At 74.1% G+C, this 14,159-nt stretch carries 12 protein-coding genes; 4 read left to right on the top strand and 8 right to left on the bottom strand.

Going from position 1 to position 14,159, the window contains the following annotated elements:
• Positions 1–179: 179 nt before the first annotated feature.
• Entirely contained in the window at positions 180–1,883 is a 1,704-nt protein-coding gene (ptsP, locus tag H4O22_RS06740) for a phosphoenolpyruvate--protein phosphotransferase (protein ID WP_182526248.1), read from the bottom strand.
• Positions 1,884–1,976: 93 nt separating this feature from the next.
• Between ptsP and H4O22_RS06735 the strand changes: the two genes are divergently transcribed.
• From H4O22_RS06735 to H4O22_RS06720, 4 genes are read left to right on the top strand one after another with little or no spacing between them, the layout of a single operon-like run.
• Positions 1,977–2,744, top strand: a complete 768-nt coding sequence (locus H4O22_RS06735; RefSeq protein ID WP_182526247.1) for a DeoR/GlpR family DNA-binding transcription regulator — start codon at positions 1,977–1,979, stop codon at positions 2,742–2,744.
• Entirely contained in the window at positions 2,741–3,700 is a 960-nt protein-coding gene (locus tag H4O22_RS06730) for a 1-phosphofructokinase family hexose kinase (protein ID WP_182526246.1), read from the top strand. The genes H4O22_RS06735 and H4O22_RS06730 overlap by 4 nt, the downstream gene beginning before the upstream one ends.
• On the top strand, positions 3,701–5,827 hold the full coding sequence (locus H4O22_RS06725; protein WP_182526245.1) for a PTS fructose transporter subunit IIABC: 2,127 nt from the start codon (positions 3,701–3,703) through the stop codon (positions 5,825–5,827).
• A gap of 33 nt (positions 5,828–5,860) precedes the next feature.
• Complete coding sequence (locus tag H4O22_RS06720; protein ID WP_182526244.1) at positions 5,861–6,118, top strand: HPr family phosphocarrier protein; 258 nt, start codon at positions 5,861–5,863, stop codon at positions 6,116–6,118.
• Positions 6,119–6,132: 14 nt separating this feature from the next.
• Here the strand turns inward: H4O22_RS06720 and H4O22_RS06715 are convergent, their stop codons facing one another.
• The 7 genes from H4O22_RS06715 to H4O22_RS06685 all read right to left on the bottom strand — a co-directional run bounded on the left by H4O22_RS06715 (position 6,133) and on the right by H4O22_RS06685 (position 14,124).
• Positions 6,133–7,320, bottom strand: coding sequence for a sulfite oxidase (locus H4O22_RS06715; RefSeq protein ID WP_182526243.1), 1,188 nt, complete (start codon positions 7,318–7,320; stop codon positions 6,133–6,135).
• 19 nt (positions 7,321–7,339) lie between these two features.
• Positions 7,340–8,353, bottom strand: a complete 1,014-nt coding sequence (locus tag H4O22_RS06710) for a hypothetical protein (RefSeq protein WP_182526242.1) — start codon at positions 8,351–8,353, stop codon at positions 7,340–7,342.
• Positions 8,350–9,285: a bifunctional riboflavin kinase/FAD synthetase gene (locus H4O22_RS06705; RefSeq protein WP_182526241.1), complete on the bottom strand. Its 936-nt coding sequence runs from the start codon at positions 9,283–9,285 to the stop codon at positions 8,350–8,352. Before H4O22_RS06705 ends, H4O22_RS06710 begins: the two co-directional genes overlap by 4 nt.
• Positions 9,286–9,310: 25 nt before the next feature.
• Positions 9,311–10,174: a tRNA pseudouridine(55) synthase TruB gene (gene truB, locus H4O22_RS06700; RefSeq protein WP_182526240.1), complete on the bottom strand. Its 864-nt coding sequence runs from the start codon at positions 10,172–10,174 to the stop codon at positions 9,311–9,313.
• On the bottom strand, positions 10,171–10,698 hold the full coding sequence (gene rbfA / locus H4O22_RS06695; protein ID WP_182526239.1) for a 30S ribosome-binding factor RbfA: 528 nt from the start codon (positions 10,696–10,698) through the stop codon (positions 10,171–10,173). Before rbfA ends, truB begins: the two co-directional genes overlap by 4 nt.
• A 76-nt stretch (positions 10,699–10,774) precedes the next feature.
• Positions 10,775–13,651 (bottom strand): translation initiation factor IF-2, encoded by a 2,877-nt coding sequence (gene infB / locus H4O22_RS06690; RefSeq protein WP_182526238.1) that lies wholly within the window; start codon positions 13,649–13,651, stop codon positions 10,775–10,777.
• A gap of 104 nt (positions 13,652–13,755) precedes the next feature.
• Entirely contained in the window at positions 13,756–14,124 is a 369-nt protein-coding gene (locus H4O22_RS06685; RefSeq protein ID WP_182526237.1) for a YlxR family protein, read from the bottom strand.
• Positions 14,125–14,159: the final 35 nt, after the last annotated feature.

Raw genomic sequence — 14,159 nt, 5'->3', positions numbered from 1 at the left:
CTCGGCGGCCGGACCCCCTGCGCGGTCGCCACGAGGTCCCACCGGTGGACAGGCGTGGCTCGGGACGCGCCTGTGCGCAGTTTCCGGCCCGACCGGTCGCGCCTGCGGCGAGCGGACGTCATACGACGTGGTCGCTATCGCCGCCGACTCGTATGACGTCCCGCAGGACCGGGCCGGGCTCAGCCCCGGTCCAGCACCTCCAGCACGGCGGCGCGGGCGGCCATCGGGTCGGCGGCGGAGAGCGCGGCCTCGGCGACCTCCTCGCACACCGCCATCGAGACCGAGGCGAGCCGCGCGCCGACGGGGCGTACGGCGGCGGCGGCCATCGAGAGCGACGTGATGCCCATGCCGACGAGCGCGCAGGCGAGCAGCGGGTCGGCGGCCGCCTCGCCGCAGACGCCGACCGGCTTGCCGGCCTGCTGCCCGGCGTGGGCGGTGATCGCGATCAGCTGCAGCACGGCGGGCTGCCACGGGTCGGTGAGGTGGGCGAGGTCGGTGGCCATCCGGTCGGCGGCCATGGCGTACTGGGTGAGGTCGTTGGTGCCGATGGAGAGGAAGTCGACCGCCTCCAGCATCCGGTGCGCGAGCAGCGCGGCCGACGGGACCTCCACCATCACGCCGGCCTTGAGCCCGCGCGAGCGCACCTTCTCGGCGAACTCGCTCGCCTCGGCGACGGTGGCGACCATCGGCGCCATCACCCAGGTCTCGGTGCCGGTCGAGGCCGCGGCCGCCGCGATGCCGTCGAGCTGGCGGTCGAGCAGCCCCGGGTTGTCGAAGGAGAGCCGCAGGCCGCGGACGCCGAGGGCGGGGTTCTCCTCGCCCTGCATGGTCGCGAACGCCACCGGCTTGTCGGAGCCGGCGTCGAGCGTGCGGACCACGACGTACCGCCCCTGGAAGGGCTGCAGCACCCGCGCGTAGATCTCCGCCTGCTCCTCGGCGCTCGGCTCGTCCTGGCGGTCCAGGAAACACAGCTCGGTGCGGAACAGGCCGACCCCCTCGACCGGGCCGTCGGCGGCCTGCGCCGCGGACTCCCCGTCGGCGACGTTGGCGAGCACCTTCACGGCGGTGCCGTCGGCGGTCCGGCCCGGGCCGGTCCACTCGGAGAGGGCGGCCCGCGTCTCCTGGTCCGAGACCACCTTCCGCTCGGCCTCGGCCGGGTCGGCCCCGGTCTCCACGGTGCCGGCGGTGCCGTCGACGAGCAGCACGGTGCCGCCGGCCAGCTCCATCGCGCCGCCGACGCCGACCACGCAGGGGATCCCGAGCTGCCGGGCGATGATCGCGGTGTGGCTGGTCGGGCCGCCGCGCTCGGTGACCAGCGCGAGCACCAGCGCCGGGTCGAGGCCCGCGGTGTCGGACGGCGCGAGGTCCTCGGCGACCAGCACCGAGGGCTCCTCGGGGGTCGGGACGCCGGGCGCCGGCTCGCCGACGAGGTACGCCGTGACCCGGCGCTCGATGTCGCGCAGGTCGGTGACCCGCTCGGCCATCAGGCCGCCCATGCCGGTGAACACCCCGACGAACTGCTCGACGCCCGCCCGCACCGCGGCGAGGACGCCGTCGCCCGACCGGAGGTGCTTGCGGACCGCCCCGCGCAGGCCCTTGTCGCGCGCCAGCCCGGCGCTGGCGGTGAGCACCTCGGCGGCGGCGCCGGAGGCCTTCTCGGCCTTGCGGACGAACTCGTCGGCGACCGCGGCCACCGCCTCGTCGTACGCCGCGAGCGCGGCCTCCGCGTCGGCGTACGACCCGTCGCCGAAGGCCTCGACGGCGGCGGGCGAGACCTCGGCCCGGGCGAGGAGCGCGGGCCCGAAGGCCACGCCGGGGACGACCGGCGTGCCGGTCAGGACGGCTGCGGAGGTGCTCGACGCATCGTGGGTGCCAATGACCATGCTCCCCAGTAAACGCCCGGGCCGCCTTGACAGTCAACACAAACGGGGCTAAAACAACAGATACACAGAATTGCTCGGGAGAGGTGGCGACCAATGTACGCCGAGGAGCGCCAGCAGGCGATGGCCCAGCTCGTGGCCGAGCGCGGACGGCTGTCGGTCAACGCGCTCTCCGAGCGCTACGACGTCACGACCGAGACCGTCCGCCGCGACCTCTCCGCCCTCGAGCGGATGGGCCTGGTACGCCGCGTGCACGGCGGCGCCGTCCCCGCCAGCACCCTCGCGGTGATCGAGTCCGGGCTGCTGGAGCGCGACCAGGCGAACACGCCGCAGAAGGAGCGGATCGCCAAGGCCGCGCTCGACCTGCTGCCGCCCGCCGGTTCGACGGTGCTGCTCGACGCCGGCTCCACGACCAACCGGTTCGCGAGCATGCTCCCCCGCGACCACCGCCTCGTCGTCCTCACCCACGCGGTCCCCATCGCGGCGCGACTCGCCTCCCACGCGCAGGTCGAGCTGCACCTGCTGCCGGGGCGGGTCCGCTCCACCACCCAGGCCGCCGTCGGGGCCGACACCGTCGCGGCCCTCGAGCGGCTGCGCGCCGACGTCGTCTTCCTGGGCACCAACGGCGTGACCACCGAGCACGGGCTCTCCACGCCCGACCCCGACGAGGCCGCGGTCAAGCGCGCCATGGTGCACAGCGCCCGGCAGGTCGTCGTGCTCGCCGACGCGAGCAAGGTCGGCGTGGAGTCCCCGGTCCGCTTCGCCTCCCTCGCCGAGGTCGATGTCCTGGTGACCGACACCGGCATCGACGCCGACGACGAGCAGGAGCTCGTCGACGCCGGCGTGGAGGTCGTGTCCGCATGATCGTCACGCTGACCCCGAACCCCAGCCACGACCGCACCGTCACCCTCGGCGGCCCCCTGGAGCGCGGGGCGGTGCTGCGGGCGGAGTCGGTGCTCTCCCAGGCCGGCGGCAAGGGCGTGAACATCTCGCGCGCCTCCGTCGCCGCCGGGATCCCCTCGATCGCGGTGCTGCCCGCGGCCAAGGACGACCCCTACGTCCTCGAGCTGCTCTCCGCCGGCATCGACTGCCGGCCCGTGCCCACCGACGGCGTCCTGCGGGTCAACATCACCATCTCCGAGCCCGACGGCACGACCACCAAGCTCAACTCCCCCGGCCCGACCGTGACCCCCGAGGTCCTGCGCGAGCTGACGGCGTCCCTGCGCCGCCGCGCGGCCTCGGCGGACTGGGTCGTGCTCGCCGGCTCGCTGCCCCCCGGCGCGCCGGTCGGGTGGTACGCCGACCTGGTCGCCGCCCTGCGCGACACCGGCGCCCGCCTGGCCGTCGACACCAGCGACGCCCCGCTGCGCGCGCTGGTCGAGCGGCTCGGGGACGCCGCGCCCCACCTGATGAAGCCCAACGGCGAGGAGCTCGCCTCCTTCACCGGCGGCGACGCCGACCTGCTCGAGTCCGACCCGGCCGCCGCGGCCTCGGCGGCGGCGACGCTGGTCGAGCGGGGCGTCGAGACCGTGCTGGCGACCCTGGGCGCCCACGGCGCCGTCCTGGTCACCCGCGACGGCGCCTGGCACGCGACCCCGCCGCCGACCGAGGTGGTCAGCACCGTCGGAGCGGGTGACTCCAGCCTCTTCGGCTACCTCCTGGGGGAGATCCGCCGCCTCCCCCCCGCCCGCCGCCTCGCCCTCGCGGTCGCCTACGGCAGCGCCGCCGCCGGCCTCCCCGGAACGACCATCCCCCAGCCCACGCAGGTCCGCGACGAGCTCGTCGCGGTCCGCGAACTCCATCTCGTCTCGGGAGAGTAGATGTCCGACCTGATCACCACGGCCCTGGTCCGCCTCGACGCGGACCTCGGCACCGACAAGCACGCGGTCATCCGCGCGCTCGCGGGCGTCGTCGCCGACGCCGGCCGTACCAGCGACGTCGAGCAGCTCGTCGCCGACGCCCTCGCCCGCGAGGAGACCGCGCCGACCGGGCTTCCCGGCGGCATCGCGATCCCGCACTGCCGCACCGCCGCGGTCGAGGAGCCCACGCTCGTCTTCGCGCGGCTCTCCCCGCCCGTCGACTTCGGCGCCAAGGACGGCCCCGCCGACCTCGCCTTCCTCATCACCGCGCCCGCCGGCGGCGACGCGACCCACCTCCAGCTGCTCACCAAGCTGGCCCGGGCGCTGGTGAAGCCCGCCTTCACCGACTCGCTCCGCGCAGCCGAGACCGTCGAGGAGGTCGTCGCGGAGGTCGCGCACGTCCTCGGCGCCACGCCCCCGGCGAAGAAGACGGCTCCCGCACCCGCGTCCGCGCCGCAGGAGGCCGCCCCGCAGGACGCCGCTCCCCCGGCCGCCGCGCCCACGGCGGGGCGCCGGCTGGTGGCGGTGACCGCGTGCCCGACCGGCATCGCGCACACCTACATGGCGGCCGAGGCCCTCGAGGCCGCCGCGGAGCGCGCCGGCGTCGAGCTCGCCGTCGAGACCCAGGGGTCCGCGGGCGCCAAGCCGCTCGCGCCGGCCACCATCGAGGCGGCCGCCGCGGTGATCTTCGCCGTCGACGTCGGGGTCCGCGACCGGCACCGCTTCGCCGGCAAGCCGGTGGTCTCCTCGGGCGTAAAGCGCCCCATCGACGACGCCGACGCGATGATCGCCGAGGCGCTGCGGTACGCCGACGACCCCGGCGCCCCGCGCGTCGAGGGCTCCTCCTCGAGCGGCGGCGGCGGCGACGCGACCGCCGGTGCCGGCGAGTCGTGGGGCGGACGCACCCGCCGGGTGCTGATGACCGGCGTCTCCTACATGATCCCGTTCGTCGCGGCCGGCGGCCTGCTGATCGCGCTGGCCTTCCTGCTCGGCGGCTACGAGATCGTCGACCACGGCCGGGCGATCGTCATCGACAACTCCCTGTGGGACCTCCCCGACCCCGCCGCGCTGGGCCTGGACCACGCGCTCTTCGGGTCCGGGCTGCTCGCCTACATCGGCGCCCTGTTCCTGGTGATCGGGCAGACCGCCTTCGCCTTCTTCATCCCCGCGCTCGCGGGCTACATCGCCTACGCGATCGCGGACCGGCCCGGCATCGCGCCCGGCTTCGTGCTGGGTGGCCTCGCCGCCAACACCATCGGTGCGGAGGGCGGCAGCGCCTACCCCGCCACCGGGTTCCTCGGTGCCATCGTGGGCGGCGTGCTCGCCGGCCTGATCGCGCACTGGATCGCGAGCTGGCAGGTCCCGGCCTGGGCCCGCGGCCTGATGCCGGTGCTGGTCATCCCGCTGCTCGCCAGCGTGCTCGCCGGCGGCCTGATGCTGGTGCTGCTCGGCCGGCCGATCAGCTGGCTGATGGGCCAGCTCGAGGACGGGCTGAGCTCGATGTCCGGCAGCAGCGCGATCCTGCTCGGCGTCGTGCTCGGCCTGATGATGGCCTTCGACATGGGCGGCCCGCTCAACAAGGTCGCCTACAGCTTCGCCGCCGCGGGCGTCGGCGGCGCCTCGCTGGCGACCGACGCCCCCGAGCTCCGGATCATGGCCGCCGTGATGCTGGCCGGCATGGTCCCGCCGATCGCCCTGGCGCTCGCGACCGTCCTCCGCCCCGGGCTCTTCTCGGTGCCCGAGCGCGAGAACGGCAAGGCGGGCTGGCTGCTCGGGGCCTCGTTCATCACCGAGGGCGCCATCCCGTTCGCCGCGGCCGACCCGCTGCGCGTCATCCCGGCGATCATGGCCGGCAGCGCGGTCACCGGCGGGCTCTCGCAGGCGTTCGACGTCAGCGTGCGGGCGCCGCACGGCGGCATCTTCGTGCTGTTCGCGGTCGACGGCGTCCTGTGGTTCCTCGTCTCCCTGGCCGCCGGCGTGCTGGTCGGCGCCGCCGCCGTCATCGTCCTGAAGTCCATCGGCAGGAAGCCGGCCACCACCGACCCCGCCACCCGCGCCAGCACCGACTCCACCACCGCCGCCGCCTGAGCGGCGTACCGGACCCCCACCAGAAGGAGCACCATGCCCACCAAGTCCGTCGTCGTCGGCTCTGCCGTCGGCCTGCACGCCCGCCCCGCCGCGATCATCTCCGAGGCGGCCGGCGAGCTCGACTCCGAGGTCCTCATCGGGATCCCGGGAGACGAGCCCGTCGACGCCGCCTCGGCCCTGCTGATCATGACCCTCGGGGCCGGCCGCGGGGACACCGTCGAGGTCTCGGGCGAGGACCAGGCCGACGTCGACGCGATCGCGGCGCTCGTCGAGAAGGACCTCGACGCCTGAGGCCCGCCTGAGCCCTAGGCGACCGTGACGGGGTGCCGCACCACCGCGTCGAAGAAGTAGCCCTGGGAGTTGTACGGCGTGACGTCGGGCTGGGTGCGGCCGTGCACGTCGGTCGCGCGCGCCAGCAGGGTGTGGGCGCCCGGCGTCGGCCGGTCCCACGCCACCGACCAGCGGGTCCACGCCGCCCCGCGCGGGCGGTCCCGCAGCCGGGCGTGCGACCAGGTGCGGCCGCCGTCCAGGCTGACGTCGACCCGTGCGATCGGGCCGGCGCCGCTCCAGGACCGCCCCGTGAGCTCCAGCCGGCGGCGCCGCGGGAGCGTGGCGTCCCACGGCAGCTCCCACGCCGAGCGCACCGGGTTGAGGGTCAGCGGCGGCGCGTCGGCGGGGTAGGCGCCCCCGGACATCCGGTACCACCTGGTGTTCCACGGCGAGGTCAGCTCGGTCGTCGACACCTCCAGCGACCCGAGCCACTTGATGCTCGCGATGCCCACCCAGCCGGGCAGCACCAGCCGCAGCGGGTAGCCGTGGTCGGGCAGCAGCGGCCGGCCGTTCATCCCCCAGGCGAGCAGCGCGTCGTCGTACGCCTTGACGATCGGGAACGGCCGCCGCACCGGCCCGTGGTCGACTCCCCCGGAGACGAACGACGGGTCGAGCCCGGTCGCCTGCACCGAGACCGCGTCGCGGCGCACGCCGGCGGCCCGGAGCACGTCGGCGAGCCGGACGCCCTGCCAGGTGACGGTGCCGACCGCGCCGAGGGTCCAGGCGGTGCCGCTCACCGTCTCGCCCTGCTGGCTGCCGAAGAAGCTGCGCCCGTTGCCGGTGCACTCGTGCACGGTGGTCACCTCGACGGGCCGGAACCGGTGCAGGTCGCGCAGCGACAGCGAGCGCTCCCCCGCCACCGCGTCACCGAGGATGCGCAGGCGGTACGACGACGCGTCGATCGTCGGGGTCACCGTGTGGTTGCGGACGAAGAGGTGCGAGGGCGCGGTGAGGTAGCGGCGCGGGTCGACCGACTCCCAACGCATCTCGGCGTTCGTGCCGAAGTCGACGAACCACTCGGGTGGCAGCGGCTTGAGGATCGCGGGCGCCCCGGCGACGGCGCGCCAGGTGGTGCCGGCGAGGGTGCCGGCAGTGGAGGCCAGGGTCGCACCGGCGGCCGAGGCGGCCAGCAGGGTGCGTCGGGTGATGCCATCGCGGGACATGCCCGGATGCTAACATCAGTTAGTCGGTAGACTTAAGGGTTGAGTGTCGCAGGGCCAGGTAGATCGCGCGGACGCCGACCGCCCGCTCCAGCTCGTGCAGGACGCTGCCGAAGAACTGCTCGCGGTAGGTCTCGTCGGTCACCGTCGAGACCGTGAGGTAGAGGCTCGAGAACGCCGCCAGGAACACCGAGACCTGGACGAGCTCGACGGTCAGGCTGGGGGCCCAGCCGAGCGCGTGCACCTGGTCCGGACTGCCGGTCCAGGTGGCGACGATCGCCTCGTCCATGATGATGCCGCCGAAGATCATGAAGAACGCGAAGACCGTGACGGAGAGCAGCAGCACCTGGGTGGCCTGGATGATCACCAGGACCAGGATCAGGTTCCAGCGCTCGAAGCCGCTGACCTCGGCGTACGACGCGGGGTCGGCGTCCGGGTCGGCCACCAGCGCACGGGCGGCCTCCTCGAGCGGGGTGTCGGCGGTCGACTTCAGCAGCAGCTCCTCGTCGACGTGGTCGTCGGTGCGGTCGACCTCCTCGGGCAGCCGCACCAGCAGGAACGCGACGGCCAGGGTGCCGAAGAGCAGGGCGACCAGCCAGAGCTTGCCGCCGTCGAGGTACGCCGAGACCTGCCAGACCTCGGCGTTGATGAACAGGAAGGTCACGAAGACCAGCAGCAGCGGCAGTGCCCGCGTCATCATCGGCAGCAGGGTGCGCAGGCTGCCGAAGGTCCGGGACAGCGCCCAGGCGACGATCGGCCGGGCCTCCAGCGCGGTCAGGGCGTACCACGCGGCGACCAGCCCGAAGGCGGTCCACAGGATCGCCGGCAGGAAGCTGAGCTCGTCGGCCAGCAGCGAGACCGCCACCGCGATGGCGGCCGCGGCGAGCGCCGTGAGCGCCAGCAGCGGGACCAGCCGCCGGGGCCGCAGCGCCGCCCGGGCGCCGGCGCGCTGCTCGGGCACGAAGTAGGCCAGCCCGTGGTGCTGGAACCACGCCTCGGTCTCGGCGAGGACGTCCTCCCGGTGCGTGGACGTCACGGGACCAGCATCTCGCGCGCGCGGCGGACATCGTCGTCCATCTGCTCCACGAGCGCCTCGACGGAGTCGAAGGCGACCATGCCACGCAGCCGGTCGACGAAGGAGACCTCGACCTCCACGCCGTAGAGCTCCAGGTCGGTGCGGTCCAGCACGTAGCTCTCCACGCGCCGCGCCCGTACCCCGTCGAAGGTGGGGTTGGTGCCGACGCTGATCGCGGCGGGGAACCGCTCGCCGGTGTCCAGGCGCACCAGCCAGCCGGCGTACACGCCGTCGGCGGGCGCCGCCGTCAGGCCGTCGGTGGGCACGTTGGCCGTCGGGTAGCCGAGCTCGCGGCCCCGCTGGTCGCCGCGGACGACGACGCCGCGCACGGCGTACGGACGACCCAGGGCCTGGGCGGCGCCGGCGACGTCACCGGTGGCCAGGCAGGTCCGGACGTACGTCGAGGACCACACCATCGGTCCGCCGTCGAGCGGGATGCCCTCGGCGGTGAACCCGAGCCGCTCCCCCTCGGCGCGGAGCAGGGCGACGTCGCCCGCGGCCCGTGACCCGAACCGGAAGTTGGCGCCGACGACGACCGCGGCCGCACCCAGTGCGTCGACCACGACCCGCTGCACGAACTCCTCGGGGGTCCAGGTGGCGACGTCTCGGTCGAAGGGCACTGCCAGGACGGCGTCGGCGCCCGCCTCGGCGAGCAGCTCGGCGCGCAGCTCCATCGAGGTCAGCGTGCTCGGGGCGTGCTCGGGGCGCAGCACCGCCATCGGGTGCGGGTCGAAGGTGACCGCCACCAGCGTGAGCCCGCGCTCGTCGGCGAGCTCGCGCGCCCGCGACAGCACCTGACGGTGCCCGAGGTGGACGCCGTCGAAGTTGCCGATGACGACGGCGGTACGGCCGAGGCCGGGCGGCACGTCGTCGAGCGATCGCCAGATCTGCACGCGAGGAACCCTACTCAGCGCCGGCTCAGACGAAGACGGCGACCGGTCGAGCCCGGCCGTCCCGCGGCTCGTAGAGGGCGAGGAACTCCCCGTCGGGGGCGAAGACGCCGGCCAGCCCGTCCAGCGGCAGGTCCAGCGGGCGGCCCACCCGGACGTCGCCGGCCTGGTCCTCGTCGAGGTCGACGGCCGGGAACGCCGCGCGCGCCGCCGCGGCGATCGGCAGCACCGCGAAGTCCTCGGCGAGCTCGTCCAGGGTGCGCGCGACCCCGAGGTCGTAGGGGCCGACGGCGGTGCGGCGCAGGGCGGTCAGGTGGCCCCCGACGCCCAGCGCGGCGCCGACGTCGCGGGCGATCGCGCGGACGTAGGTGCCACTGGAGCAGCGCAGCGAGATGTCGACGTCGAGCACGCCGTCCCCCGGGCGGACGTCCCGCACCACCAGCTCGTGGACGGTGACCGGCCGCGCCTTCAGCTCGACCTCCTCGCCGTCGCGGACCCGCTGGTAGGCGCGCTTGCCGTCGACCTTGATCGCCGAGACCGCCGTCGGCACCTGCTCGATGTCGCCGACGAGCTCCGCGAACCTCGCGCGGACCGCCGCCTCGTCCAGGTGCGCGGCCGGCGTGGTCGCGACCACCTCGCCCTCGGCGTCGTCGGTCGTCGTGGCGACGCCGAGCCGCACCGTGGCGTCGTACCCCTTCTCGGTGAGCATCAGGTGCCCGAGGAGCCGGGTCGCCCGGTCCACGCCGAGGACCAGCACGCCGGTGGCCATCGGGTCGAGGGTGCCGGCGTGGCCGACCTTGCGGGTGCCGGCCAGCCGGCGCACCCGGGCCACCACGTCGTGGGAGGTGATGCCGCCCGGCTTGTCGACGACGACCAGGCCGGGGGTGGTCACGACTTCTCGACGTCCTCGGGGTCGACCGGGTCGATCGGCTCCGCCGGGCCGGCGGGGTCGCCGGGCTCCCCCGGCTCGTCGTCGGGCTCGCTGTCGGCGACGCGGGGCTTCTTGTACGGGTCGGGCTCGCCGGCGTAGGTCTCGCGGCGCCGGGCCGCGACCTCCTCGTCCAGCGCCCGGGCGCGCGCCAGCACCTCGTCAAGGTGGCGCGCGGTCTCCGGGAGCGCGTCGGCGACGAAGGTCAGCGTCGGGACGATCCGCATGCCGAGCTGCTTGGCGACCTCGGAGCGCAGCAGGCCCTTGGCGGACTCCAGCGCGGCAGCGGTGGCGGCCAGGGCCGCCTCGTCGTCCCCCGTGGCGTCGAGCACGGTGTAGAAGATCGTGGCCTGCTGGGAGTCGCCGGTGAGGCGGACGTCGGTGATGGTGACGAACCCGAGGCGCGGGTCCTTGACCCGTCGCTCCAGCATCTCGGCCACGATCACCTGGATGCGGTCGGCGATCTTGCGGACGCGTGGGCTGCTCATGTTCCTACCTTCTCAACGGGGACGAAATCGGACGTCGGCGGGACCCCGAGCGGGGCCCCGCCGACGTACGGGTGGATCAGGCGCGGGGGATCTCCCGCATCTCGAAGGCCTCGATGATGTCGCCCTCCTTGATGTCCTGGAAGTTCCGCAGGACCAGACCGCACTCGAAGCCCTCGCGGACCTCGGAGGCGTCGTCCCTCTCCCGCTTCAGCGAGGCGAGGTCGAGGTTGTCGGCCACGACGTTGCCGTCGCGGATGACCCGGACCTTGGCGTTGCGGCGGATCACGCCGCCGGTGACCATGCAGCCCGCGATGTTGCCGATCTTGGACGAGCGGAAGATCGCGCGGATCTCCGCCTGACCCAGGGTCGACTCCTCGAACTCGGGCTTGAGCATGCCCTTGAGCGCCGCCTCGATCTCCTCGATGGCCTGGTAGATCACCGAGTAGTACCGGATCTCCACGCCCTCCTTGTCGGCCATCTCGGTCGCCTTGCCCTGGGGCCGGACGTTGAAGCCGATGATGATGGCGTCGGAGGCGGCCGCCAGGTCGACGTTGGTCTCGGTGATCGCGCCCACACCGCGGTCGATGACCCGGATGTGGACCTCCTCGCCGACGTCGATCTGGGACAGCGAGTCCTCGAGGGCCTCGACCGAGCCCGACACGTCGCCCTTGAGGATCAGGTTGAGCTCCTGGCTCGCACCCTTCTCCATGGAGGCCATGAAGTCCTCGAGCGTGCGGCGGACGCGGCGCTTGGCCTGCATGGCCGCCCGCTCACGGGACTCACGCTTCTCGGCGATCTGGCGTGCCATCCGGTCGTCGTCGACCACGATGAAGTTCTGACCGGCGCCGGGGACGGCGGTCAGGCCCAGCACCATGGCGGGACGCGAGGGGTAGGCCTCGGTGATGTTCTCGCCGTGCTCGTCGAGCATGGCCCGGACCCGGCCGTACGCCGGACCCGCCACGAGCGAGTCGCCGACGCGCAGCGTGCCGCGCTGGACCAGCACCGTGGCCACCGGGCCGCGACCGCGGTCCAGGTGCGCCTCGACGACCAGGCCCTGGGCGTCCTGCGTGGGGTTGGCCCGCAGGTCCAGGGACGCGTCGGCCGTCAGGATGACCGCCTCGAGCAGCTTGTCGAGGTTGAGCCCCGACTTCGCCGAGACGTCGACGAACATCGAGTCGCCGCCGTACTCCTCGGGCACCAGGCCGTACTCGGTCAGCTGACCGCGGACCTTGGTCGGGTCGGCGTCCGGCTTGTCGATCTTGTTGACCGCCACGACGATCGGGACGCCCGCGGCCTTGGCGTGGTTGAGCGCCTCGACCGTCTGCGGCATCACGCCGTCGTCGGCCGCCACCACGAGGATCGCGATGTCGGTCGCCTGGGCACCACGGGCACGCATGGCGGTGAACGCCTCGTGACCGGGGGTGTCGATGAAGGTGATCCGACGCTCGGTGCCGTCGACCTCGGCCGCGACCTGGTAGGCACCGATGTGCTGGGTGATGCCACCGGCCTCCTTGTCGACGACGTTGGCGTTGCGCAGCGCGTCGAGGAGCTTGGTCTTGCCGTGGTCGACGTGACCCATGACCGTGACGACCGGGGGCCGCACGACCAAGTCGGACTCGTCGCCCTCGTCCTCACCGAACTCGAGGTCGAAGGACTCGAGCAGCTCGCGGTCCTCGTCCTCCGGGGAGACGATCTGCACGACGTAGTTGAGCTCCTCGCCGATCAGCTCAAGGGTCTCGTCGTTGACCGACTCGGTCGCGGTGACCATCTCGCCGAGGCTGAACAGCATCTGCACGAGCTGAGCCGCGTCGACGCCGATGCGCTCGGCGAAGTCGGTCAGCGAGGCGCCACGCGGCAGGCGGACGGTCTCGCCGTCGCCCTTGCGGACGCGCACGCCGCCGATCGTCGGGGCCTGCATCGCCTCGAACTCCTGACGACGCGCCCGCTTCGACTTGCGACCACGACGCGAGGGACCACCGGGGCGACCGAAGGCACCCTGGGTCTGACCGCGCTGGCCGGGACGAGAGGGACGACCACCGCTGGGGAAGCTGCCGGGACGACCCGGCGCACCCGCGCCGGCACCGCCGCCGGGGCCACCGCGACCGGGAGCACCCGGACGACCGGCACCGGGGCCACCGCGACCGGGAGCACCCGGACGACCGGCACCCGGACCACCGGGGCCACGACCGCCGGGGCCACCACCGAAGGCGGCCGGGGACTTGGGCATCATCGCCGGGTTGGGGCGGGGCATGCCGGGACGACCCGGAGCGCCACCCTCACGGGCGGCCGGGGGCCGCGGCGGACGCTGGTCGCCCGCGGCGGGCGGGGCTCCGGCGTCCGGGGCAGCAGCCGGGTCGCGCGGCGGAGCAGCGGGACGACGGCCCATGCCCTGGCTGGGCGCGAACGGGTTGTTGCCGGGGCGAGGCGCACCGGGGCGACCGACCGGGCGCGGAGCCGGGGTCGGGCCCTTGGGCGTCGCCGGGGCAGCCGGGGCGGCCGCGGCGGGAGCCTCGGGCTCCGCCGGCTTCTCGGCGGGCGGCGCGGGGGCCGGCTCGGGAGCCTTCTCGACCGGGGCCTGCGCAGCCGGGGCCTTCTCGGCAGGGGCCTGCGGGCCCGGCCGAGGACCGGGGCGACCGGCGGCCCGGGCGGGAGCCGGAGCGGCGGGGGCCTCGGCAGCGGGGGCCGGAGCGGCGGGGGCCTCGGCAGCGGGGGCCGGAGCAGCCTTCTCGGCGGGCTTGGCGGGCTTGGGGGCGGCGGGTGCCTCGGCGGGGGCGGCCGGGGCCGCAGCCTTCAGCGACGCGCCGACCTCCTTGCGGAAGCGCATCTCCGCCGGCAGCTCGACAGTGGAGCTCGCCGACTTGACGAACTCCCCCATCTCCTTGAACTTCTCGAGAACAAACTTGCTCTCGACGCCGAACTCCTTGGCGAGCTCGTGTACTCGGGTCTTGGCCACGTTTCTCCTTCTGGCCTCGAGACCCGCCAGGCTCTGGTGTCCGGGGGTGGTGATCGAGACCGTTAGTGGTTGTGCAAACTCATCGGGAAGTACTCATCGAGTGCTCATGAGCTGCTGCTCCAGTTTCTGTCGGTCGGTCCTGCTGGGTCGTGGTGCGCGGCGAGGTGCTCAGCTACCAGGGTGGTGGAGAGCCCCGGGCCCCCGGCTGCGGAGAACCGCAGCGCGCGGGCGAACGCCTTCCGCCGCACCGCGAGGTCGAAGCATCCGATCGTGGGGTGCAGGTGGGCACCCCGTCCCGGAGCGGTGCCGCGCGGATCGGGCGTGACGGCCGGGTGGCCGTGCGCGTCCGAGCCGACGGTCACCCGCAACAACTCGCGTCGCGTGGCCCGCTTCCGACACCCGATGCACGTCCGGATCGGCCCCAGCGAGGGGTCGGGGTCCGGGCATGCCGGTGAGGTGTGTTGGCGAGCCACTGCGCAACAACCCTACCGCGACTGGCGCCCGGGAC

This window comes from Nocardioides dongkuii, from assembly GCF_014127485.1.
Classification (GTDB): Bacteria; Actinomycetota; Actinomycetes; order Propionibacteriales; family Nocardioidaceae; genus Nocardioides; species Nocardioides dongkuii.
Note: the sequence above shows the minus strand (reverse complement) of the source record. Positions and strands in the feature narration are given on the sequence as shown.

Bases quoted from the DNA above. Each gene is read 5' to 3' on its own strand.
- ptsP (WP_182526248.1), bottom strand. From the start codon at position 1,883: ATGGTCATTGGCACCCACGATGCGTCGAGCACCTCCGCAGCCGTCCTG.
- H4O22_RS06735 (WP_182526247.1), top strand. From the start codon at position 1,977: ATGTACGCCGAGGAGCGCCAGCAGGCGATGGCCCAGCTCGTGGCCGAG.
- H4O22_RS06730 (WP_182526246.1), top strand. From the start codon at position 2,741: ATGATCGTCACGCTGACCCCGAACCCCAGCCACGACCGCACCGTCACC.
- H4O22_RS06725 (WP_182526245.1), top strand. From the start codon at position 3,701: ATGTCCGACCTGATCACCACGGCCCTGGTCCGCCTCGACGCGGACCTC.
- H4O22_RS06720 (WP_182526244.1), top strand. From the start codon at position 5,861: ATGCCCACCAAGTCCGTCGTCGTCGGCTCTGCCGTCGGCCTGCACGCC.
- H4O22_RS06715 (WP_182526243.1), bottom strand. From the start codon at position 7,320: ATGTCCCGCGATGGCATCACCCGACGCACCCTGCTGGCCGCCTCGGCC.
- rbfA (WP_182526239.1), bottom strand. From the start codon at position 10,698: ATGAGCAGCCCACGCGTCCGCAAGATCGCCGACCGCATCCAGGTGATC.